Source organism: Wandonia haliotis (assembly GCF_039523435.1).
Classification (GTDB): Bacteria; Bacteroidota; Bacteroidia; order Flavobacteriales_D; family Crocinitomicaceae; genus Wandonia; species Wandonia haliotis.
The window spans coordinates 190,938-213,418 of the sequence record NZ_BAAAFH010000011.1 but is presented as its reverse complement, the minus strand read 5'-3'; the positions used below and the strand labels follow the sequence as shown (position 1 = coordinate 213,418).

The window sequence follows — 22,481 nt, the reverse complement described above, 5'->3', positions numbered from 1 at the left end:
ATAGCATTACAATTTACGTAAAAAGGAGCCTTGTACAAAGCTCCTTTTTCATTCCTGCGAAAGGACCAGGTTACCTCAATAAATTAACGTGTCCGGTAACAATTTTTTTCTTATCACTTTCCGTTGATTTCATTTCTATTTGCCAGATATACGCTCCGTCCTGACATGGTATACCACCATAAGTACCGTCCCATCCTACTTCCGGATGATATGATTCAAAGAGAATTTCACCCCAGCGATTAAAAACAAGTAACCTGTAGTCATAAATATCAACACCTGAAGTGATAACCGGTTTGAACACCGGGTTAAACTTGTCCCCATCTGGTGTAAAGGTATTCGGAACATAAAACAGCTCTTCTTCTGTTATCCTGATTTCCTGATAAGTTGTGTCAGCACAACCAATATTGTTCGAAGCAATTAAAGTTATCAGGTATACATCAGATTCTTCATAACTGTACACATACGTCGGATGTTCCTCATTAGAATACCCAAACTCATCTCCAAAATCCCATTCATAGTTTGTCGCATGAAGGGATTGATTGGTAAATTCTATTTCTGTGTCTAATGTTGTTAAATCATAATGACTGGCTGAAAAATTGGCTACCGGCTGTGGTTCAACACAAATGTAATTATCCATCGTAATATCTACTGAACACCCTTCAACTGTATATAATGTAAGGGTAACATCGTGACACCCCAATGAATTTACCTGTCTTTCTACGGTACCGCAATCAGTAATTACCCCCTCATTTTCAATCTCCCATTCACAGGTGGCGTACACACCTGTAGATAAATTATTTAACTGAACATCAAGCGGAGCACAACCTACCAGATTACTTCCATTAAAATTCGCGATAGGAAGAACAACAACATCAATTGTAATACTAGCAGTAGCAGAGCATTGGTTTTGATCAGTGACAGTAGCCGAATAAGTTTCCGGGGTTGTCATCGTTACTGTCGGACTCCATTGATCGACAGGTAAACCATTATTCCAGTTAATTGTATAACCTGGAGTACCTCCCTGCGCTACTGCCAAGAGAGTGACGTTTTCTCCGGGACATACCAGCATCTCGTCAGAGGTCAATGTTACCAGTAAATCATCTGGTTCCGTAATTTCTATTTCAAGGCTGCTGGTACAATTATTCTCATCCGTTACAGTCACCTGATAGGTTCCTGCACTCAACCCGTTAGCTGTTGCTCCATTCTGTACAGGATTCGTATTCCAAACGTATGTGTGATTACCTGTTCCCCCACTAGCCTCAACAGTTGTACTCCCATCACTTAAACCAAAACACGAAACATGATTTATCTGAGTACTTGTCACCTCAACTTCTGTTGGTTCAGTAATCACCTGAGTGACGGTCGCAGAACAATTGTTTTCATCTGTTACTGTAGCCGTATAACTCCCTGCTTCCAGATTATTCGCTATATATGTCGTTTGAATAGGAGTTGTATTCCAACTGTAGATGTACTGCCCAGTTCCTCCGGTGACTCCCACTTCAATAGTACCATCATCTGAACCGAAACAGGACGCATTTGAAACTCCGGAAACAATCGCTACTAGTTCGTCCGGTTCAGTTATCGTTATACTTTCGCTAACTGAACAGTTAAACCGATCCACAACTGTCACAGTATATCCTCCCACAGGCAGACCACTTGCAGTAGCCGTATTCTGTACTGGCGTTGAATCCCAACTGTAGCTATAATTTTCAAACCCTCCTGTACAGGAAACGGTTACACTTCCATCACTCAAACCAAAACAGGTAACATTTCTCTGATCATCAACCTGTATTTGCGGATCACTTACTACAATAGTTACACTATCCACAACATCGCAAAGTTTGTACAGTGAAATGTCATCAATAGCAAAGTCATTTCCTGGCTGCGTTCCTGATGATTCGCTAACACAAATATTAGCAACCGTATTACTACCTGAATTCCATATCACATAAAACTCATTCCACTGACAAGATGCCAACAATGTTTGTTGTGTCGCTCCTATCTGTGCTCCATTAATAGAAAAATCAAGTAATGAAGTCGCTCCGGCACTATTGGCATTTGTTAACCACAAAGAAAATGCATATTCTGTATTAGGTTCTACTAATACATTCTGACACCAAATATTAGTTCCGGAAGGAACACCCGATGTACCATCCGCTCCGTCTGCAATTAAAGCGTTTCCAGCTCCAGAGGTATGGTCTCCACAGTTAGGCCACCAGGTATTAGTAACACCCGTGTTCACTGTATAATAACCGGGGCCGGATATTGCATCAGGATCACCGTACATATAACCAGAACTAAAGTCTGTGTTTCCATTTTCGAAATCCCCGTTTTCAACTAAGTTATTCCCTATCCGAACTTTTCCCGTCACATAGTATGTTGTTGTAGCCGAAGGTGTGGCTATAGGGTCGGGAATATCATCCGCACTTAATGAGGGGTCCGTCTGCCAACTATATTCCATGGCTCCCTGCGCAAGTAGTTGAGTGTTTTGACCCCGACAAATCGTATCATCATCGGACACTGTAAAATTAACATCCGGGATAGAAATTATAGTTGTGATAACACTATCACAATAAGGAATTGTTTGGGAAGAAATCGTATCATAATACGTACCCGACTGACTTACTATTCCTCCACCAGGTAAAGTATACGTTCCTTGTCTGCACAAACTAATGTCTCTTGTCGATCTTCGGTAATCATGAATTGTTATATCTGCTATTGTTGTATCTGAAATACAATCTAAATACCGAATCAAAGTAATTGTATATTGTCCGGGGCTTGAATATACATGTGCACTGTTTACTAAATTACTTTCATTATCAGGAGAGGAAGGATCTCCAAAATTCCATCGCAACGAATCCAGGATTCCTGCTCCACTAACAGAAAAATGGGTGGAATCGTCCACACATTCGTTTGAAGTTATAATTTCTGATTCTTCCATAAAAAGGGAGGTCATAAAAGGAGGTAGTCCTAATCTGCACACACGTCCACCAAGGGACACCTGAGAATTGACGAAATTACAACCAGTACCAATTGTATTAGGAGAATTAATCACTCCCAGGGAACTTAATCCTGTTTCCGCTACATATATTTTACCATCTTTCGCTAATTGTAATGCACCACCTCTATAATTAGGCCGTGCTCCTCCACTACCACTGGTATAACCAATTAATGTATTTGAAAGAGGTATATTTGCAGCTGTAAGATCCCATTGGACCAGTGCCCAGGAATGTATACTTGAAGCATACAAAACGGTACTATTGGATGAAAAAGCGATACCATAGTTTCCTCCCGTCACCCCAGAATAGTTCAAAGAACCTAAAAACAAATTGTTAGAAATAAGCCCTGTTGAATTATCAAAATCAGCAATTTCAATTCCTGATGAACTACTCGCAGATGCAATTTTAGTACCATCCGGAGAACCTACAAGATATCCCCAATTCTCTCCATTAGTCAAACTTACATTCGATGATATTACAGGTGTTAAATTAACTCCTTCGCAATCTATCAAAAAAGAATAATAATTTCTGTCCGAACTATTTCCTCGTCCCACAACCCAATAATATACACCATTCGCGTGCTTAATAGCTGTTACTTTCTCTGACGAGGGTTGAAACATAAAGGTATTTTTGTTAGCAGGTAATACTCCTCCTAAACCACCATCTAAGGTCATATCCACTTCAGAATATCGCATACCAACTGTTCCATTCACTGGAACAGTAATGATGTAGTAGTTAGTTAAACTTCCCGGTTTCGGAATTATTATTGCTGATTGTGCAGAGGAACTATTTCCCAAAAGCCCAGTTCCGTTAGGCATAACTACGTGATTAGCATTCCAGACTGTACTTCCATCTGTATAAAACAACAGATTACCATTTACATCTGAAATGACAGCACTTCCCTCTCCTGTAACCAGTGCACCATTGGTAAGAGGTGTCGGAGGATCTGTACTGAAACTTAATCCGGCATTATATCCAAAATACCAGTTATTGGCTTCATTTTGTCCGAATACTACAAAAATATTCAGGCTTAGTACCAGTAATAATAGATTTCGTTTAAACATAGAAACAGGTTAACATTATACAATTGACGACTTTTTTATCTAACTGTTGCCTTTTTGCTCCAGGCTTCTTAGATGGTAGGGATAGGAGGAAATAGTGTCGTGTATAAAAAACGAGCAGAAGAAATTATCTTCAAATCATTGTTTATGAAACGGATAAACCTCTCCGTTGCAATGGATAAAATAATATCCGGATTTTAATTTGCTGCTATCAAATTGGAGTAAATTATTTCCGGCAGAAATAATCGGAATCATCGTTGTTACATCTTGCCCAACAGGATTAGAAATAAATAATTCAGATGATTTTAGATTTTTTCCGCGGATGAATAAAACATCTTCCACCGGATTAGGATAAACGACGGTCGCTTTGTCTTCAAAATTTACTGCTACAATATCAGAAACAGAAGTTGTTCCATCAAAGTCAGTTTGTTTCAATCGATAATAAGAAAGACCAGGTAAAGGCTGAAGGTCAACTTCTTCGTAACTAATTTCTTCCTGAGAATTACCTGCCCCAGGGTGTCTAATTACTTTTTCCCATTCAATACCGTCCTGACTGCGCTCTACCGTAAAGTAATCATTATCAAGCTCAGAAGCCGTTTTCCAGCTCAAATAAACTTCTCTACCCTTCATTTCTGCTGTAAAATACAGCAACGTTATAGGCATAATATCTATTGAAGTTGTATTGTATGCAACAAATGCAATATCACTGTTAGGAGTCATCTGATGCTGAAATTTGACAATATCCGAATAGTTGGATGTGGTTATTCCCAGGTCAGCAAAGTCAAACACAAGAAGCCGGAGATCCCGCGTACTTGCCGTAGAGGCTCCGCAACTTAAATCACTCAGATCATAGAACTTCCAATACGGTCTTGCAACAATATCCACTCCGGAGAAGTTAACCTGTACCTCGTTACCTACAATATTATCTGATGCGTCCAAAAAGCGGAATCGATCTCCGACCAAACTGTTCAGATCTCCCGTTTGTGTAATCAGTATATCCGGAATACCATCTCCTATGGATACATCAGCAATTGCCGAAACACCGTATTCAATGTCTCCTCCGATATTAAAAATAGCAGTAGAAATATCCAATCCATTTGTTCCATCCGTTAAATAGGCTGATACATTACTTCCGAAGGGTGGTGCCACAGAAGGGTTGCATCCTCCCGACCCTATATATCCGCCATACTGTCGACCAATTCCAATTACAGCACTACTGTTATTCCCATTAACCGATGCCGGCATGGCCTGAAAACTTTGTGCTGAAAAAGTCACTGAATTCGTTGTCAACGTTACATCATCCACTCCTGTAGACCATACAGTCCCACCCGTTTGAAAAGCTAATAAATGATGTGTTGCCACATCAACAGATACAGGACTACCTACAGCACTTGTAAAAAAGCCATTATGGTCCGTATAAATACGCGTTACACTTGATTGTGAAAAACTAATTAAATGAAGTAGTAACGGCAGTCCTATAAAAAGCTTAAAAATCAAAACTCTCCCCATTGATTCCCCTCCTTTTATTTAAGCAAATATATAATTTTTTAAATAAAAGCCCCTAAACTCACATAGACTACTGTAAAACAATTAATTGCCCTGATTCATCACCTGATCTAGCCAAATTCCCAAAATTAAAATATGCTGATATTTCTCACTATTTGATTGCACCAGAGCAAACAATTCTTTATGATTACAATAAGGTAGATGCTGTATTCCGGAGGTAAAAGCAGTCCAGTCCTCTTCGGAAATAAAATCCATTAAAACAGTCGTTTTTTCCGGTAATGTATCTTTTCCGTATACGCTGGCCAGATTACCTTGATATTCCGGCTCTTTCAAACCATCAGGAACACTCATTACATACATATATAATTCTTTATCAAGGTTGGGATAATCAATTGTACCATCTTCCTTTTGAAATAGGTAACGCAAAAAAGGAACTTGAATACTTAACAGAGAGATCCAGATTTCTGCTAACGAAAGACGACCAAAAACCGGGTATGCATATCCATCTTTTCCATACCCCAACTGATCATGAAGAAAAGTAAACACACCATTTTTCGGCCATTCCTCCCAATTAAATAATTTCTTTAAATAAACATCTTTAATTATTTGATATTCGAACTGATACAAAAATTCAATATCCCAATATTCTTGTTGCAGTTTTTCTTTCTTCCACTGCCCTTCCAGTCCTTTCCACCTCCATAACCCCAAACGATAAATCATTGTTCGAAGAGCAGGAGAAAAACTCATGGGCCATTTCTTCCGGTTTAATTCCGGCAAACCTTCAAAGATCTCTTTTGCAGCAAATACTTCACTCCAACCGGGCTGAGAAATTCGGGTTACTACAGAAGGTGTGAACGGCACATCAATGGTGTCGGTAAACTCCCTGAACTCTTTAAATCTGGGAACAATTGGAGTATATTCGATTTCTTCAAGTCCATTTTTTAGATTATCTATCTCTGTGAACACTTGTTCAACGGAACTAAAATTTGAAATAAAGCGTTTATTCCACGAAAAATAAGTGTTTTCTGAGAAATGATCTTCAGAAATCCGCAGATAGTTTCCCGGTTTCAGTTGGTGAACTCCTCTGAACAATGTGGTACCCGGCAGAAAACTTCCAAAACGAAAATAATCCAACAGCACCGTTGCATCTATTTCTTTTTCGATAATCCCTTCATCGAGTATCCGTCTTAAAGAAGAACTAAAAAACGCTTTATAGGGATCATGAACAAAATAGATTGGAAAGAGTCCGAATGAATCAGAGAAAACAAGAATTTGTTGTTCACTTTCATCGTATACAATACCTGAAAAACCACCTTTACATGTATGTAACGCTTTAGCAACATCCGAATCAATCATCGTAAGAAAAGATGCAAAGTCAAAGGTTTTCCAAAATGTATTATTACCTGAGATAAACAGTCGCTTATCCTTCTGGACAAACTCTTTTTCAAATCCATTTATACGCAACAACTCGCTGTTAAACTCATAAGGGAACGTAACCCTCTCCTTTACCTGCTGAAAATTTCCAAACAACTCTTTTCCCATCTCAGATATTTTCGACAAAAATACAGAAGATTCGACAGACTTCCTCTTACTTTACATTCCAATCCTTTCTTTCAAAAAATGCCTTCTGTACTTTTCAGCATTCTACTGTTCGTTATTTCCGGAAACAGAACTAATTTTTACACCTTATTTTTTAGCATCTTTGTATGAATCCTGAAAAATTGTGAGTTTTTATGAGCAATACTGCACCTGAAATTGATTTGGAAAAAGAACGTAAGGAAATTCTGAACGCATTTAAAGGCTTATTGAGAGCCAGTAAAGATAAGCGGGATAAAGAAGATACTCGTCTCATCCGAAAGGCATTTGATGTAGCAGTAGAAGCACACAAAGACATGCGGAGGAAAAGCGGAGAACCGTATATCTATCATCCTATTGCTGTTGCGAGAATTTGTGCGGAAGAAATGGGGCTGGGTCCTACGGCTATCATCTGTGCCTTATTACACGACACCGTAGAAGATACTCATATAACACTGGAAGATGTAGAAGATTTGTTCGGTCCCAAGGTTAGAATGATCATTGACGGTCTGACAAAGATTCCGGAGGTTTTTGACGAGAATCTCTCCATACAGGCTGAAAATTTCCGAAAAATGATTCTTACTATTTCGGATGATCTCCGGGTAGTAATGATTAAACTGGCCGACCGCCTTCACAATATGCGTACACTGGGAAGTATGCGCTATGACAAGCGTCTTAAAATTGCCAGCGAAACCTTGTTTCTGTATGCACCTTTAGCACATCGTCTCGGACTTTATTCAGTCAAAAGTGAGTTGGAAGACCTTGCTCTTCGGTATAAGGAACCCCAAATTTATTCAGAGTTAGAAGAGAAACTGGAAAAGACAAAAGACGTAAGGAATCGGTTTATACGTCGGTTTATCTATCCTATTAAAGTTGCTCTTGAAAAAGAAGGTTATACCTTTGAAATTAAAGCTCGTACCAAATCTATTTCTTCAATCTGGAGAAAAATGCAAAAGAAGGGAATTCCTTTTGAGGAAATCTACGACCTTTTTGCCGTTCGTATTATTGTAGATGTTCCGGAGGCAGATGAAAAAGCTGCTGCCTGGCGTATATATTCATTGGTTACAGATTTCTATCAACCCAATCCGGATCGTTTGAGAGACTGGATTTCCACACCCCGTGCAAACGGATATGAGTCACTTCATACAACAGTAATGAGTCCTACCGGAAAATGGGTAGAAGTACAAATCCGTTCCAAAAGAATGGATGAAATAGCTGAAAAAGGATTCGCAGCTCATTACCGGTACAAAGAGTCGAAAGGTGGGGATACCAAATTCGACCGATGGATTGCAGAAATACGTGATCTTCTTGAAAACACGGAAGGAGGAAATGCACTGGAATTTATAGATGAATTCAAACTGAATCTGTTTACAGACGAGATTTATGTGTTTACCCCCAAAGGAGATTTACGCGTTCTTCCGAATGGAGCTACAACGCTTGATTTTGCTTTTGACATCCATACGCAAATCGGTGAAAAATGTCTCGGAGCCAAGGTAAATAACAAACTGGTCCCTCTTTCCCATTTATTAAAAAGTGGTGACCAGGTAGAAATTATAACTTCTTCCAAACAAAAGCCCAAGGAAGAATGGCTAAAAATGGTAACAACCGCACGTGCCAAGCAGAAGATCAAAATGGCACTGAAGGAAGAGCGAAGAGTAATAGGCGGAGACGGAAAAGAAATTCTGGAACGAAAACTGAACCAGTATAATATCCCTTTCTCTTCCGAGAACATTACGTTCATGGAAAAATATTTCAATGTTCCTTCTGCAACTGATTTGTACTTCCTTATTGCCAAAGGAAAAATCAATCTGAAAAGGCTCAAAGAACTGGAGCTGAAAAACGGACTTCTTCAACTGCCAATGGAGAAGATCAAAGACTCACGGGAAAAGAAATCTGCCATCAAAGAAATCAATCTCAAAGAGGATACTCTTATCATCGGTGAAGATTTCAAAAATATGGATTACAAAATGGCAAAATGCTGTAATCCGCTACCCGGCGATGATATATTTGGCTTTATTACTATCAATGACGGAATTAAAATTCACCGTGATAACTGCCCCAATGCAACACAGATGATGTCCAAATATGCGTATCGTATCATAAAGGCAAGATGGAAAAACCAATATACTCAGGAACGAGAAGCAACACTTCGTCTTATCGGGCATGATGACCTGGGAATCGTCAATAATATCACCGACATCATATCTAAACAACAACGTGTCAATATGAAATCAATTTCCTTTAAAGCCCATGACGGTATGTTTGAAGGAATTATTCAGGTACTCGTATACGATAAGGAGCATCTGGAGCAACTGATCTCTAAATTTGAATTAGTTGAAGGAGTGAAAACAGTAGAACGCTATTCGGTAGAGAAAGAATAATTTCTGAAAAATTACACTAAATCCAAGTAAAATGTTTAGCTTTACGGCTTAATTTTGCGCTATGCAGAAGGAAGAATTACAAGAGACAGTTCGTAATATTTTTTCCGCTTATCTGGAAAAAAACGGGCACAGGAAAACTCCTGAAAGGTTTGCCATACTTGCTGAAATCTATAATTATGACGGTCATTTTGATATTGAAACTTTGTATATCGAAATGAAAAATCAAAACTACAGGGTAAGCCGTGCTACACTTTATAATACAATCGATTTGTTGCTCGCCTGTAACCTTGTTCGTAAACATCAGTTTGGAAAAAATCTGGCTCAATTTGAGAAGTCACATGGTTCCAAACAACACGACCACATGATTTGCACAGATACCGGAGAGGTCATCGAATTCTGTGACCCTCGTATTCAGGCAATCAAACAAACTGTGGAAGAACTTTTCGGTGTAGAGATTCAACACCACTCCCTCTATTTTTACGGAGTTAAGAAAAACAAGTCGAAAGACAAAGAAGCATGAATCAGACTCCGCTCATAGAAAAGCACGATAACGTGTTGGTGGTATCTATTTCAGGAAAAATCCTGAACAATAATGACGACCACCCTTTGATTGATGTCGTAGAAGAAAATCTTCCTGTTCATAAACAATTTGTTTTTGACTTGTCTGCTCTAGAAGCAATGAACAGTTCGGGAATTAACCTGTTCCTGAAGCTTTTTACAAAAATTAGAAATACAGGAGGTGAACTGATTTTTTGCTCTATCCCTCCTGTTATAGACCAACTTCTGATTGTTACTAAGTTAAATTCAATATTCACAATTAGTGCAGATCTTTCATCAGCACTAGCTAAATTAAAATCACAAGACGCATGAAAGTAGACGTTTTGTTAGGTCTTCAATGGGGAGACGAAGGTAAAGGTAAAATTGTTGATGTTCTTACACCAAAGTACAATGTAATTGCCCGATTTCAGGGAGGACCCAATGCAGGACATACACTGGAGTTCGAAGGAATAAAACACGTCCTTCATACGATTCCTTCAGGTATTTTCCGCGAAAATGTACTGAATCTGGTAGGAAACGGTGTTGTAATAGACCCTGTTATTTTCAGAAAAGAGTTGGAAAAACTGGCTCCTTTCAATATTGACATCAAGAATCGCCTCCTTATATCTAAAAAAGCACACCTGATTCTTCCTACGCACCGGCTTCTCGATGCCGCATCCGAAGCTGCTAAAGGAAAAAAGAAAATCGGTTCCACTCTAAAAGGTATCGGACCGACCTATATGGATAAGACCGGACGTAACGGACTTCGTGTAGGAGATATATTCCTGCCTACTTTCAAAGAAAAGTATGATGCGCTTGTTGAAAAACATGAGGGAATTCTGAAACATCACGAGGATTTCGAATATAACCTGGAAGAGCTTGAAAAAGAATGGATGGAAGCAATTGACATCCTGAAGAATCTGACATGTGTTGACAGTGAAACATTTATCAACAACTGTCTGAGAGAGGGTCGTTCAGTACTTGCTGAAGGAGCGCAGGGAACACTACTTGACATTGATTTCGGTACGTATCCTTATGTAACATCTTCCAACACAGTATCTGCCGGAACCTGTACAGGTTTAGGTGTAGCTCCTAATACAATCGGAAATATCATCGGAATTTTTAAGGCGTATTGTACACGCGTTGGTTCCGGACCTTTCCCTACCGAGCTTCACGATGAAGACGGAGAGAAGATCCGGGTTGAAGGAGGAGAGTTCGGTGCAACAACCGGGCGCCCCAGAAGATGCGGGTGGATTGACCTTCCTGCTTTGCGTTACGCGATCATGATCAATGGCGTAACAGAGCTTTCTATGATGAAGGCAGATGTCTTGAGTATCTTCGAAAAAATCAAGGTTTGTACGCATTATATCATGGATGGCAAGAAAATTGATTATCTTCCTTATGATATAGACAGTGTTGATGTAAAACCTGTTTATGAAGAAGTAAAGGGATGGAACACAGATCTTACTCAATTGAGAAGTATGAAGGAAGCACCCCAGGAGTTGAAGGATTATATCGCCTATCTGGAGGAACACCTTGAAGTACCTATCACAGTTGTAAGTGTCGGACCTGACCGCGCGCAAACGTTGGATTACAGAAACAGAAATTGATACGATTCAATCTCACATATCTTAAAATTGCGCTTTTCCTAAGCGCAATTTTTTTTCTTGTCAATAACCTGACAGGGCAAAGGCTTATTGAGTTGTTACCCGGATCGGATAAACTGATCATCAATACTTCGGAAGAATATCAAAAATTGATAGGAAATGTACGGTTCAAGTATCAGGGACATCTTATGTATTGCGACTCAGCCTTGTTTTATGACAAAACAGGAGAAGTACATGCCTACAGCCGTGTTCATATTAATAAAAAAGATACTCTGAACCTTTTTTGTGATTCCCTATATTACAATAGTACTACTAAAAAAGCGAAACTCTGGGGAAATGTACGTGTCCGGGACAGAGAATACAAATTGGAAACAGATACGATGGAATATGATGCAGCACAAGGTGCTGCCATCTACCGACACGGAGGTACAATTACTCATATCCAACGGAGTGACCAGCTCACTTCTCAAGTAGGTTACTACTATCCGGACTCAAAAAATTTCTTCTTCAGGAAAGATGTTGTTTTTGACGATGAGAAATACCATGTTGTCACTGATACGATGAAATTCAATAGTATTCAGGAACAATTGTTTTTCTTTGGAAAGACCCACATTCACCAAAAAGAGGACACTACTGACATATTCTGTCATAAAGGCTATTTCAATATGGCCAATAATGAGGGCGAATTTATTGATTCGGCTGAGATTCATCGTCCGGGGCAATTAATTGCCGGAGATACATTGCGTTACCAGTCAGAAGATGAAATTTCAATAGGAATCGGGAATGTCCGGATACGAGATTCGGTTGAAAATGTAGAGTTCAGAAGTCATTACATGTATTCCAACGGATTGGAAAGAACAAAACTACTTACTGATAAAGCGTATGCTATTTTCTTCCAGGAAGAGGACACAACCTATATTAATGCAGATACTCTTTTTGCAGTTTCTGACAGTCTGGATGAGATAGAAACGATGAAAGCCTATTATAAAGTAGCTATATTCTCTACGAAATATCAGGGAGTGTGTGATTCCCTCACCTATTCGGGTGCAGATTCCCTGCTGCGTCTCTATCGTATGCCTGTTCTCTGGAATGACAACAATCAGTTAAATGGTGATTTTATCACTGTTAAACGGGATGCCAAACACATCAAACATGCACGAATAGAAGGAAAAGCTCTGTCTGTCTCTGAACTTGATTCTGGACTTTATTATAATCAGGTTTCCGGTCGTGAAATGGATGGTTATTTCAAAGACGGAGACTTGCACCTACTCCATGTACAGGGAAATGCTAAAACCCTTTACTTTCCGGAAGAAGAGAAAGAAAATGACACTGCTGTTGTGGTAACCCGATCAGGAATGAATAAGCTGGTAAGTAGTGAGATGAAATTGTACCTGGATAGCGGTGAGGTTGTAGGACTTACAAATTTTGATAATCCGGAAGGCGTTTTCTATGGGATGGAAAAGATACCGGGAAATGAGTTAAAAACAGAACATTTTATCTGGCATTCCGAAATCCGTCCGACACGGCCTGAGTTATTTACAACAAATACAACTTTACCCGTACCGCTTCCGGAAGAAACACAGAAAGAAACACAATCCAATTCGGAAGCTACGCAGGAAGAAGAAACGATTCCTAGTTATTCGGAGGAAGAAGAGTAAATTTTGTTCTCTTTATTTCTCTACTCCATAATTATCATTCCACTCTTTTGCTTTCGGATCGCGTAATTTTCCAACTGAATTTCCAACAATCATAGAAACAGCCGCATCTCCTGTCACATTCACTGTGGTTCGCAACATATCCAAAGGACGATCAATCGCGAAAATAAGTGCCAATCCTGCTTCGGGAATTCCTGCCTGCGCCAAAACAATTACCAACATAACCATTCCTGCTCCCGGAACAGCTGCCGAACCAATACTGGCTAAAGTAGCAGTAACAATAATTCCGAGCTGTGTTGTCAAACTCAGATCCATACCAAATGCCTGGGCTATAAAAATGGCCGCCACAGCCTGATACAGACTCGTTCCATCCATATTAATTGTTGCACCGATCGGCAATACAAAACTTGCTACTTCTTCATCAACTCCGAGGTGTTCTTCTACCCTTTCCATTGTAACTGGAAGAGTTGCTGCCGAAGAACTTGTACTGAAAGCAAGGAGCTGTGCGGGAGAGATTCCATTGATAAAATAACGGGGAGTCTTTCTTGTAAAAAAGTAGACCAAAGCACTATAGATAATAATCATTAACAATAATCCTATGATAACACTTACTGCATATAACAGCAAGGCACTAAACAAATCTGCACTGGGAGATTCAACAACTAATGCTGCCAAAAGAGCAAAGACCCCGTAAGGAGCTGCCAACATAATCAGGTCAATCAATTTAAGAATTACCTCATTAAACCCATCAAAAAAAGCTTTCACAGGAGCCGACTTATCCGCAGGAATAAGAATGAGCCCTATACCAAAGAAAATAGCGAATACAATAACCTGTAGCATATTTCCATTGTCCGAAGCGGAGGCAAAAATATTACCCGGAATTAAATCTTCCAATGCCCGCAGAGGTCCTGCTTCTTTTTCTTTATTTGCCGACTTAATTTTCTCATCCGCGTCAGAACTATAACTCGCCACCAATTCGTTCCGGGTTTCCTCGGTAATGGATTTTCCGGGTTCGATAATATTCACCACGATCAAACCAATAGAAACAGCAATAACAGTTGTAGTAATATATGTACCGATGGTGCGAAATCCCATCTTTGATAAACTCGAAATATCTTTGAGATCTGATACTCCTTTTATTAATGACGCCAGGATTAAAGGAACAGCAATCAGTTTCAGTGCGTTGATAAACATATTCCCGAATGGTTTAATCCAATGCTGTACGAATAAAGCAGCCCGGGATGTTTCGGTTGATTTGTCCGAAACGATAATTTCAACGGTTTCACTCCCCCAACTTGTGTTTACCAAAATCAGACTGAACAACACACCGGAGAACATCCCGATTAATATTTTCCAATGTAATGCCAGTTTCTTTTTTCCTTTCGTCATAGGTTATTTTAATTTATAGCTTTATACCGAAGCCAGTGATCCATTATGGTAAGAGCCGCCATTGCTTCTACAATTGGAACTGCTCTCGGAACCACACAGGCATCGTGTCGTCCTTTTCCTTTTACAATAACTTCTTCTCCCCTGTTGTTCACAGAAGGCTGATCTTTCATAAGTGTGGCTACCGGTTTAAATGCAACTCTGAAAAAGATGGTTTCGCCGTTCGATATTCCTCCCTGAATTCCTCCGCTGAAATTGGTCTGTGTAGAACCATCCGGATTCAACAGGTCATTGTGTTGAGAACCTAACATTTCGGCAGCTTCAAAACCTGAACCGTATTCAAATCCTTTGACAGCATTGATCGATAACATGGCTTTCCCTATATCAGCATGCAATTTGTCAAAAACAGGTTCCCCTAATCCGACAGGAACTCCCTGAACAATACAGCGAATGCAGCCACCCACAGTATCTCCTTCTTTCCTGACTTCCCTGATCAGGACCTGCATTTTGTCCGCTACATCCGCATTAGGACATCGCACAGGGTTACTTTCTGTTTCTGAAAGATCAATCCGGTCATCTTCAGAAAGACGAATATTCCCCACCTGATCTACAAAAGCAAATATATCAATTCCTTTTTCAGTAAGAAATTGCTTCGCCAATGCTCCGGCTACTACACGACAAGCTGTTTCCCGTGCGCTGGATCGTCCTCCCCCCCTGTAATCTCTGTGTCCGTATTTTTTATCATAAGTGAAATCAGCATGAGAAGGACGATATACTTCTTTCAGATGTTCATAATCGGAAGATTTTTGATTTTCGTTAATAATCTGAAAACCAATTGGCGCTCCTGTTGTCACGCCTTCAAAAATTCCGGATAAAAATTGAACCGTATCCGACTCCTTTCTCTGCGTAACAATCGCTGACTGCCCCGGCTTTCGTCTGTCCAGTTCTTCCTGAACAGCTTCCATATCAATTGAAAAGCCGGCAGGAAATCCGTCAATTACACCACCTATCGCCACGCCATGTGATTCACCAAACGTGGTTAAGCGAAACAAAGTACCGAAAGTATTTCCGGCCATAACTTAATGAGTAATCGTTTCTTCACAAATTCGAAGAATCTCGCGAACCTCTTCCAATGTAGGAGCTTCTGCATACGTTCTGAGAACGGGCTCCGTACCGGAAGGTCGGATCATCAACCAACGATCGTCGTCAAAGAAGAACTTGAAACCATCAGTAGTTTCAACTCTTTGCACCTGGTATTTACCAAAAGAAGTGTACTTGTTTGCCTTGCAATTTGCAATAATGGTTTGTTTTAATTCTTCCGTAATATATAAATCACTTCTTTCAAACTTAAATGCTCCGACGATTTCGTATACTTCTTCAATCAGATCATCGAGTGTTTTTCCGGATTTTGCCATGAATTCCCAGATGATTAATCCCATCCAGATTCCGTCGCGCTCAGGAATATGACCTTTCACAGCAATTCCTCCGGATTCTTCTCCTCCCAACAGAACATCTTCATCCACCATAATTCCGGCGATGTACTTAAATCCGATCTTAACTGTCTCGTGATCCAGTCCGTAATGTTTACACATACGCTCAATACGAGGGGTACAACTGAAAGCCGTTACAACCTTCCCTGTCATTCCCTTATATTTAACCAGGTAATGAATCAGTAGCAAAATGATATGATGCGAGTCTACAAATTCTCCTTTTGCATCGTACAGACCAATCCGGTCCGCATCACCATCTGTTGCTAAAGCACAATCAATGGACTTAGAGGCTTTGATAAAAGCTGAAAGTTCTTGTAAGTTCTTTGCTATTGGTTCCGGAGCCTGTCCTTTAAAGGATGGATTATGCTCACAGTGTAATTCTTTGGTATCTGGCAGAATCTGGCGAACAACATTTTGTCCTGCTCCGTACATTGCATCAAAAGCCAGACGAACACCCGATTTTTGGATTGCTTCCAAATCAAATGCGTTACGAACAGTATCTATATATTCGCGTTCCAGATCAACGGAAGATGCAAGTCCTGTTTCAAGTACTTCTTCCCAGGTAAAATCGCGATATTCATTTGCATGATCCGGAATTCCGTCTTCTATCTCCTGTACTTTAGCCGGAGAAAGAGGTCCTCCGTAATGTGCTTTCAGTTTATATCCGTTATAACCGGGAGGGTTATGTGAAGCGGTGAAAACAATCCCTAAAGAAGCTTCGTATCGGACAGCTCCAAGGGAAACCATCGGTGTCGAAACAAACCCTTTTGCATATTTTACAGCAATTCCATTCTTTACAAACACTTTAGCTGCTGTTTGCAAAAACAATTCTCCTCCAAAACGACAGTCATGACCAAGAACTACAGAAGGTAAATCGTAATTCTCCAGTAACCAAACTGCTACTGCTTCAGAAACTCTTGCTACGTTTTGTGTTGTATAATCTTCTCCGATAATGGATCTCCATCCATCCGTACCAAACTTTATTTTTGTCACATTCATGTTATAACTCTGTTCTTTCCTACTATTTACAGCGACTAAAATAAGGAAATCCCCTGACTAAAGGAAAAAACGAGTCGAATTATACCGGAGAATATGGGAAACAGGAATTATTTCTTTAAACGGTCCTTAAAAACCTTTCTGAACTTCTCTACTTTAGGACGTACAACGGCATTACAATAAGGGTTTTCCGGATTATTCTCAAAATAATTCTGGTGATAATCTTCAGCTGCATAGTAATTCGTCAACGGAGAAATTTCTGTAACAACCGGACTATCGAACGCTCCGGACTCATTCAGTTTATTCTTATATAGTTCTGCCAGCCTTTTCTGTTCATCCGAATGATAAAAGACAACAGATCTGTATTGTGTTCCGATATCATTCCCCTGTCTGTTCAACGTAGTCGGGTCATGAACAAACCAAAACACTTCCAGTAACTCCTCAAAAGAAATGATAGCAGGATCAAAAACGATACGCGCTACTTCTGCATGACCGGTAGTCCCCTCACACACTTCTTTGTAGGTAGGATTTTTTTTATGACCTCCTGAATAACCGGAAGTAACGGAAATAACACCCTTCAGATCTGCGAAACACGCTTCAACACACCAAAAACAACCGGCTCCAAAAGTAGCTGATTCGGTTTTAGTATCTATCTCTTTCTCCTTTACTGATTGTTCTTTTTCCATTTTTTTTACTTCTGACTTTTGGGACATACAGGCATTCAGTCCTGCCATGGACAAAAATAATCCAAAAAGCACACTTACCTGTTTCATTTTTCCTCCTTTTTAAATTCCAGTGATTCAGAATTCACACAATAACGCAATCCTGTCGGCTTGGGACCATCATCAAAAACGTGTCCCAGATGCCCACCGCATTTAGCACACATGATTTCAATCCGTTGCATTCCGTGGGACAGGTCTTTTGCTGTCTTTATATTCCCGTTATCAATAGCTTCATAAAAACTGGGCCATCCGCAACCTGCGTCATACTTCGTTTCAGAAGAAAACAATGGGTTGTCGCAGGCTGCACAATGATACATCCCTGTTTCTTTATTATTCCAGTATTTACCGGTATAAGGACGTTCTGTTCCCTTCTCACGCAGAATCCGATACTTTTCAGGGCTTAATTCTTCTTTCCACTCTTCTTCTGTTTTTCTGACTGTTTCCTGTGATAACAGACCAGAACTCAAACACAACATCAGTAAGAGTAAAATATACTGTACTCCTCTCATATCTTTCTTTTTCATATTATAACAACTACGAAAACGAAAGGTTTTTGGATTTTATTTATTTCTCTGGGAAATTTGTTGAAAAAACCTCCTCACAATTGGCTTTGATCTTCTCACAGAGTTCATCTGTTGGTAAATCATTATCATCTCTTCCGAAAGGATCTTCGATTTCCTCTGCCAACACTTCCATAGAAACCAACACATAGAATACGAATACAACAACAAGAATTGACCAGTAACCAAACGAAGTGATGAAAGCCAATGGCATCGTAGTTACATAGAGTACAATGAATTTCTTTAGAAACAAACTGTACGAGTATGGAATCGGTGTGTTCTTGATGCGCTCACAAGCTCCGTAGATATCGGCAAATGTTTTCAGATTAGTATCCACTATCATCATTTCAACATCAGAAATATTCCCTACCTTTTTTTCTCTTTCAAGCCGATTGTACATACCGTTCACCAGTGTATTGGGAATATGTGATGATTCATCCAATAGTTTTCGCTCATCGGTTGTAAGATCTAATTCTTCCAAAACAACGCCGTTGCGTAAGTGTTCTTTTACAGCGTAGGTAATGTTGGGAATCATACGGCGAAAAAAGGACTTGGTCTCATCTGAAACTGAACTTGCATTTATTTTAATGGCTAAATTACGTGTATTATTGACCAATTCTCCCCATTTCTTTCGACCTTCCCACCATCGTTCATAACCTGTGTTGGTACGAAAAACAAGAAGAAGGGACAATACGAAACCAACCAGGGAATACACAGCCATTAAGTCCTTTGTCCACTTTGCATTGGGTAAGTAGGTAATTTCAATATACGTAAGAATGGAAGTAAGAATTGCCATGTACAGTAATTCTTTCCATAACATTCTGACGGTATCACTCTTATGGATGGATAGAATGTGTAACACCCAGGATTTAGGATCATATTTTATCATTGCGGAAGTTTTCGTTTTAGTCCCGGATTTGTATTATTTACTCCGGTCATTATTTCATTTATGCCCGCAAAGGTAGGTAAACGATAAAAAAACAAGTTCGGCTCTTTTGAATTATTTTCAACCCTCTTCTTATAACCGTCCTTTACTCTTTGATTCCTTTTCCATCTAAAATGTGTTGATAGTATTTTTCAATCCTCGCTTCTCTGGTTTTGGATTGTTTTGCCTGATTGAAATAAAATAAATAGGCCTTTTGTCGACCGGGAGATAATGCATTAAATGCCGCCTTCAAGGCTTTATCTTCTTGTAATGCTTTATGGAACTCCTCCGGGACCGGATAATCAGCAACTTCTTTTAATTGCACCTTCTTCCCCGATCGTTCTATTTCAATCGCCTCTTCCAGATATTCTTTGATGATTGATCTCAATTCTGAGACTTGTTTAACGCTGGTAAAGCGAATTTGCCGCGCAGACTGTACATTACTGGTTTGCTGAATTAAAATTCCTTTCCGGTCTTTCAATAAAGCTCCTTTATGGAATAACAAGGCACAATACTCCTTAAACCCGTGAATAAGCACAATATTTTTCCCTTCAAAAGTATAGCAAGGATGTTTCCACTTGTACTCCTCTTCAAGTAATGGATGTTCCCCGATAATCTCCCGCAACATGAGAAATTCGCTTTTCCATTTCTTTGCTTCTTCAAAAAAGTGTTCTGCCTGTATATTCATAACCAGTTACTTCAGTATTTCATTCGCCTCTGTAAGAATTACCGGTTTTCCATCGGTAATCACAATTGTATGTTCATGTTGTGCCATAAATCCTCCCTTATTTCCAACCATGGTCCAACCATCGCGTAAAGTTTCTGCATACAATGAATCTGTAGAAATAAAAGTCTCAATTGCTACGACTGAATTTTTACGAAAACGCCTCTTATCAAAACGGTTTTTGTAATTCAGTAATTCATCAGGTTGTTCATGCAAACTTCTTCCGATTCCATGTCCGGCGAGATTTTTAATGACCTTATACCCTCTCTTTTTAGCCTCTGTTTCCATCAAATGACCTATATCTGAAATTTTCACACCACCTCTAATGTTTTCAAGAGTTTTATGCAGAATTTCCCTGGAAGCGTCAACTAACTTTTGATGATTATGAATGTCATTTCCCAACACAAATGAAGCTCCATTGTCCGCCCAGAATCCGTCTAGTTCAGCCGAAACATCAATATTTATAAGGTCTCCTTCCTGAACTATTCTGCTATCGGAGGGAATTCCATGACAGAACTCATTATTCACGCTAATGCAGGTGTATCCCGGAAAATCATACGTAAGATAGGGAGCTGATCTAGCTCCAAAACTTTCTAAGATTCCAGCTCCGTATTCATCCAATTGCTTTGTACTCATTCCTGGTTGCGCGTAATTCATCATTTCCCGCAATGTATGCGCAACTGCCTGCCCCGCCTTTTGCATTCCTATCCATTCCGTATCATTTGTTATTGACATTTTTTTATTCTTTATTATTGATTATAATGAATATACTTTTTTTCTTTCGAACTCTCGCATATATATGAAACTCCTTCATTGTAAAGGTCTATATACTCGGCGTATACAGTATTAGGGCGCGGTTCGTCATAATGATTGATAATTACCAACTTACCTGCGTCAAGAAAGTGTTGTGCACCTTCCTGATCCCACCAGTTTTTTTCTTTTCGATAGGATTCGTAGAGCACACCGTCAAAATTATTTGCTTCAACAACATGATTTTTTGCCATACATTTCAGTCCTTTGGTATGTGCATACTCACAAAGTTCCTGGTAATACGCAATCCCCTGCGACCTTGTCACTTCAATTCCGTATTTGCTTTTAAGATCTTCATCAAAAAACCAGTCCATGTTATCAAACTCGACCCAATCGCAGCCCCAATCAGCTAATTGATCAATTCTCCTCTTCATAACCTGAAGAATTCCTGTAGTAGTTTTCTTTACAAAAAACTCTCCCTCCCACTCTTTCCATTGCGTGGTTACCAGAAATGGTACCAGATCCGGAAAATCATTTCTCCAACTTTCTCCCGTTCCTATACTAATGTAGCCTCCTACTTCATTATTATTCGCCTGAATAGAAGGAATTTTTTCAGCAACACCCGGCATAAACGGATCCACAAGGACGTATGCATTTTTCGCTTCACTGACGATATCATCTATAGTATCCGGATCATGATTTTCACTATAGGCCTGATTGTATACCGGTTTTGCCAGATTATTTCCCGTTGGTTTTATAGCACTGTCTTTCTTACAGGCTCCGAATAAAAAACCAAAGATAAAAACGGGAACAACAGACCATTTAAGTTTACTGAAAACTGATCGCCTTTTTCGTCTTGTAATTTCTATCATACCAGATGATTTTTAATAAATCTAACGCTCTACAATACGATTTGGTACAAATAATTCAAAGTATCCAACTATCGGGTTCTACTTCTTATATTTATCATTCAACCCTATTCCTTCAAAGATTTGTTGTTTGCACTTTTCAACCCGGCTGCTTCTTGTTACAGAATGTTTAGGTTGCGAAAAATAAATTATATAACCTCTTTGCCTCCCCGGAGTTAATGCATAAAAAGCTTTTTTTAACCCCGGATCACTCTCGAAAGCCTGTATTAACTCTTCAGGAAGTACTTCCTTTTGCTTACCAAATACTATTTTCTTTCCACTTTCTTCGATGGTTATCGCTTCCTGTATATATGCTTTCAGCGTTTTTTCCAGAGTTTTAATACTATTCAACGAGGTAAACCTAATTATTCGGGCTGCCTGTATTGCTCCTTGTTGCACTAGGATATTTTGGTTATCCTCCAATAAAGCACCTTTAAAAAAGCCAATAGTTGCAGACTCTTTTAATGCACTGACTGAAACAATGTTTTTCCCTTTATTGGTATACACAGGTACTCCCCACTTTACTTCCTCTTTCAGACCTGTTTCCAGAACAATTTGCCGGAGTGTTTCTAATTCTTCTCTCCAGTCATTTACCTTACATTTTGGTGTCGCTCCATATTTGCAACGCATACAACCATTGACAAGGTAATCATCTACCTGTGGATTCAATTCTATTTTTCCAGGTTGTTCTTTCACTTT

General features: G+C 39.5%; 18 protein-coding genes. 5 read left to right on the top strand and 13 right to left on the bottom strand.

Going from position 1 to position 22,481, the window contains the following annotated elements; all coding sequences use genetic code 11:
- Positions 1–70: 70 nt before the first annotated feature.
- The 3 genes from ABDZ97_RS09090 to ABDZ97_RS09080 all read right to left on the bottom strand — a co-directional run bounded on the left by ABDZ97_RS09090 (position 71) and on the right by ABDZ97_RS09080 (position 7,108).
- Positions 71–4,063 carry a PKD domain-containing protein gene (locus tag ABDZ97_RS09090; RefSeq protein WP_343786766.1) on the bottom strand — a complete coding sequence of 1,331 codons (3,993 nt, stop codon included), beginning with the start codon at positions 4,061–4,063 and terminating at the stop codon, positions 71–73.
- A 135-nt stretch (positions 4,064–4,198) separates the two neighbouring features.
- Positions 4,199–5,569: a T9SS type A sorting domain-containing protein gene (locus tag ABDZ97_RS09085; protein ID WP_343786764.1), complete on the bottom strand. Its 1,371-nt coding sequence runs from the start codon at positions 5,567–5,569 to the stop codon at positions 4,199–4,201.
- Positions 5,570–5,650: 81 nt separating this feature from the next.
- Positions 5,651–7,108 (bottom strand): asparagine synthetase B family protein, encoded by a 1,458-nt coding sequence (locus ABDZ97_RS09080; protein ID WP_343786762.1) that lies wholly within the window; start codon positions 7,106–7,108, stop codon positions 5,651–5,653.
- A gap of 191 nt (positions 7,109–7,299) precedes the next feature.
- On the opposite strand from ABDZ97_RS09080, the gene ABDZ97_RS09075 reads away from it, so the two are divergent.
- From ABDZ97_RS09075 to ABDZ97_RS09055, 5 genes are all read left to right on the top strand, one after another.
- Complete coding sequence (locus tag ABDZ97_RS09075; RefSeq protein WP_343786760.1) at positions 7,300–9,522, top strand: RelA/SpoT family protein; 2,223 nt, start codon at positions 7,300–7,302, stop codon at positions 9,520–9,522.
- A gap of 61 nt (positions 9,523–9,583) precedes the next feature.
- Positions 9,584–10,042 (top strand): Fur family transcriptional regulator, encoded by a 459-nt coding sequence (locus ABDZ97_RS09070; protein ID WP_343786758.1) that lies wholly within the window; start codon positions 9,584–9,586, stop codon positions 10,040–10,042.
- Positions 10,039–10,392: an STAS domain-containing protein gene (locus tag ABDZ97_RS09065; protein WP_343786756.1), complete on the top strand. Its 354-nt coding sequence runs from the start codon at positions 10,039–10,041 to the stop codon at positions 10,390–10,392. The genes ABDZ97_RS09070 and ABDZ97_RS09065 overlap by 4 nt, the downstream gene beginning before the upstream one ends.
- Positions 10,389–11,669, top strand: a complete 1,281-nt coding sequence (locus ABDZ97_RS09060) for an adenylosuccinate synthase (protein ID WP_343786754.1) — start codon at positions 10,389–10,391, stop codon at positions 11,667–11,669. Before ABDZ97_RS09065 ends, ABDZ97_RS09060 begins: the two co-directional genes overlap by 4 nt.
- Positions 11,666–13,324, top strand: a complete 1,659-nt coding sequence (locus ABDZ97_RS09055; protein WP_343786752.1) for an OstA-like protein — start codon at positions 11,666–11,668, stop codon at positions 13,322–13,324. The genes ABDZ97_RS09060 and ABDZ97_RS09055 overlap by 4 nt, the downstream gene beginning before the upstream one ends.
- Before the next feature lie 12 nt (positions 13,325–13,336).
- Here ABDZ97_RS09055 and ABDZ97_RS09050 read toward each other — a convergent pair whose 3' ends face one another.
- The 10 genes from ABDZ97_RS09050 to ABDZ97_RS09005 form a co-directional block, all read right to left on the bottom strand.
- Positions 13,337–14,710 (bottom strand): dicarboxylate/amino acid:cation symporter, encoded by a 1,374-nt coding sequence (locus ABDZ97_RS09050; protein WP_343786750.1) that lies wholly within the window; start codon positions 14,708–14,710, stop codon positions 13,337–13,339.
- A gap of 8 nt (positions 14,711–14,718) precedes the next feature.
- The gene (gene aroC / locus ABDZ97_RS09045; protein WP_343786748.1) at positions 14,719–15,783 is read right to left on the bottom strand and encodes a chorismate synthase; all 1,065 of its coding nucleotides are present in this window, start codon (positions 15,781–15,783) and stop codon (positions 14,719–14,721) included.
- 3 nt (positions 15,784–15,786) lie between these two features.
- Positions 15,787–17,196: a phosphohexomutase domain-containing protein gene (locus ABDZ97_RS09040; RefSeq protein WP_343786747.1), complete on the bottom strand. Its 1,410-nt coding sequence runs from the start codon at positions 17,194–17,196 to the stop codon at positions 15,787–15,789.
- Positions 17,197–17,303: 107 nt separating this feature from the next.
- Positions 17,304–17,966: a peptide-methionine (S)-S-oxide reductase MsrA gene (msrA, locus tag ABDZ97_RS09035; RefSeq protein WP_343786746.1), complete on the bottom strand. Its 663-nt coding sequence runs from the start codon at positions 17,964–17,966 to the stop codon at positions 17,304–17,306.
- Positions 17,963–18,439, bottom strand: coding sequence for a peptide-methionine (R)-S-oxide reductase MsrB (gene msrB, locus ABDZ97_RS09030; RefSeq protein ID WP_425542652.1), 477 nt, complete (start codon positions 18,437–18,439; stop codon positions 17,963–17,965). The genes msrA and msrB overlap by 4 nt, the downstream gene beginning before the upstream one ends.
- 40 nt (positions 18,440–18,479) lie before the next feature.
- Positions 18,480–19,364 carry a bestrophin family protein gene (locus ABDZ97_RS09025; RefSeq protein WP_343786745.1) on the bottom strand — a complete coding sequence of 295 codons (885 nt, stop codon included), beginning with the start codon at positions 19,362–19,364 and terminating at the stop codon, positions 18,480–18,482.
- A 142-nt stretch (positions 19,365–19,506) separates the two neighbouring features.
- A complete protein-coding gene (locus ABDZ97_RS09020) occupies positions 19,507–20,088 on the bottom strand; it encodes a YdeI/OmpD-associated family protein (protein ID WP_343786743.1) in 582 nt (193 codons plus the stop codon).
- 6 nt (positions 20,089–20,094) lie between these two features.
- Entirely contained in the window at positions 20,095–20,859 is a 765-nt protein-coding gene (gene map, locus ABDZ97_RS09015) for a type I methionyl aminopeptidase (RefSeq protein ID WP_343786741.1), read from the bottom strand.
- Positions 20,860–20,873: 14 nt separating this feature from the next.
- Complete coding sequence (locus tag ABDZ97_RS09010) at positions 20,874–21,746, bottom strand: endo alpha-1,4 polygalactosaminidase (RefSeq protein ID WP_343786739.1); 873 nt, start codon at positions 21,744–21,746, stop codon at positions 20,874–20,876.
- Between the two features lie 78 nt (positions 21,747–21,824).
- Entirely contained in the window at positions 21,825–22,478 is a 654-nt protein-coding gene (locus ABDZ97_RS09005) for a YdeI/OmpD-associated family protein (protein ID WP_343786737.1), read from the bottom strand.
- Between the last annotated feature and the right edge of the window lie 3 nt (positions 22,479–22,481).

Coding starts and splice junctions, on each gene's coding strand:
- ABDZ97_RS09090 (WP_343786766.1), bottom strand. CDS start 4,063: ATGTTTAAACGAAATCTATTATTACTGGTACTAAGCCTGAATATTTTT.
- ABDZ97_RS09085 (WP_343786764.1), bottom strand. CDS start 5,569: ATGGGGAGAGTTTTGATTTTTAAGCTTTTTATAGGACTGCCGTTACTA.
- ABDZ97_RS09080 (WP_343786762.1), bottom strand. CDS start 7,108: ATGGGAAAAGAGTTGTTTGGAAATTTTCAGCAGGTAAAGGAGAGGGTT.
- ABDZ97_RS09075 (WP_343786760.1), top strand. CDS start 7,300: ATGAGCAATACTGCACCTGAAATTGATTTGGAAAAAGAACGTAAGGAA.
- ABDZ97_RS09070 (WP_343786758.1), top strand. CDS start 9,584: ATGCAGAAGGAAGAATTACAAGAGACAGTTCGTAATATTTTTTCCGCT.
- ABDZ97_RS09065 (WP_343786756.1), top strand. CDS start 10,039: ATGAATCAGACTCCGCTCATAGAAAAGCACGATAACGTGTTGGTGGTA.
- ABDZ97_RS09060 (WP_343786754.1), top strand. CDS start 10,389: ATGAAAGTAGACGTTTTGTTAGGTCTTCAATGGGGAGACGAAGGTAAA.
- ABDZ97_RS09050 (WP_343786750.1), bottom strand. CDS start 14,710: ATGACGAAAGGAAAAAAGAAACTGGCATTACATTGGAAAATATTAATC.
- aroC (WP_343786748.1), bottom strand. CDS start 15,783: ATGGCCGGAAATACTTTCGGTACTTTGTTTCGCTTAACCACGTTTGGT.
- ABDZ97_RS09040 (WP_343786747.1), bottom strand. CDS start 17,196: ATGAATGTGACAAAAATAAAGTTTGGTACGGATGGATGGAGATCCATT.
- msrA (WP_343786746.1), bottom strand. CDS start 17,966: ATGAAACAGGTAAGTGTGCTTTTTGGATTATTTTTGTCCATGGCAGGA.
- msrB (WP_425542652.1), bottom strand. CDS start 18,439: ATGAAAAAGAAAGATATGAGAGGAGTACAGTATATTTTACTCTTACTG.
- ABDZ97_RS09025 (WP_343786745.1), bottom strand. CDS start 19,364: ATGATAAAATATGATCCTAAATCCTGGGTGTTACACATTCTATCCATC.
- ABDZ97_RS09020 (WP_343786743.1), bottom strand. CDS start 20,088: ATGAATATACAGGCAGAACACTTTTTTGAAGAAGCAAAGAAATGGAAA.
- map (WP_343786741.1), bottom strand. CDS start 20,859: ATGTCAATAACAAATGATACGGAATGGATAGGAATGCAAAAGGCGGGG.
- ABDZ97_RS09010 (WP_343786739.1), bottom strand. CDS start 21,746: ATGATAGAAATTACAAGACGAAAAAGGCGATCAGTTTTCAGTAAACTT.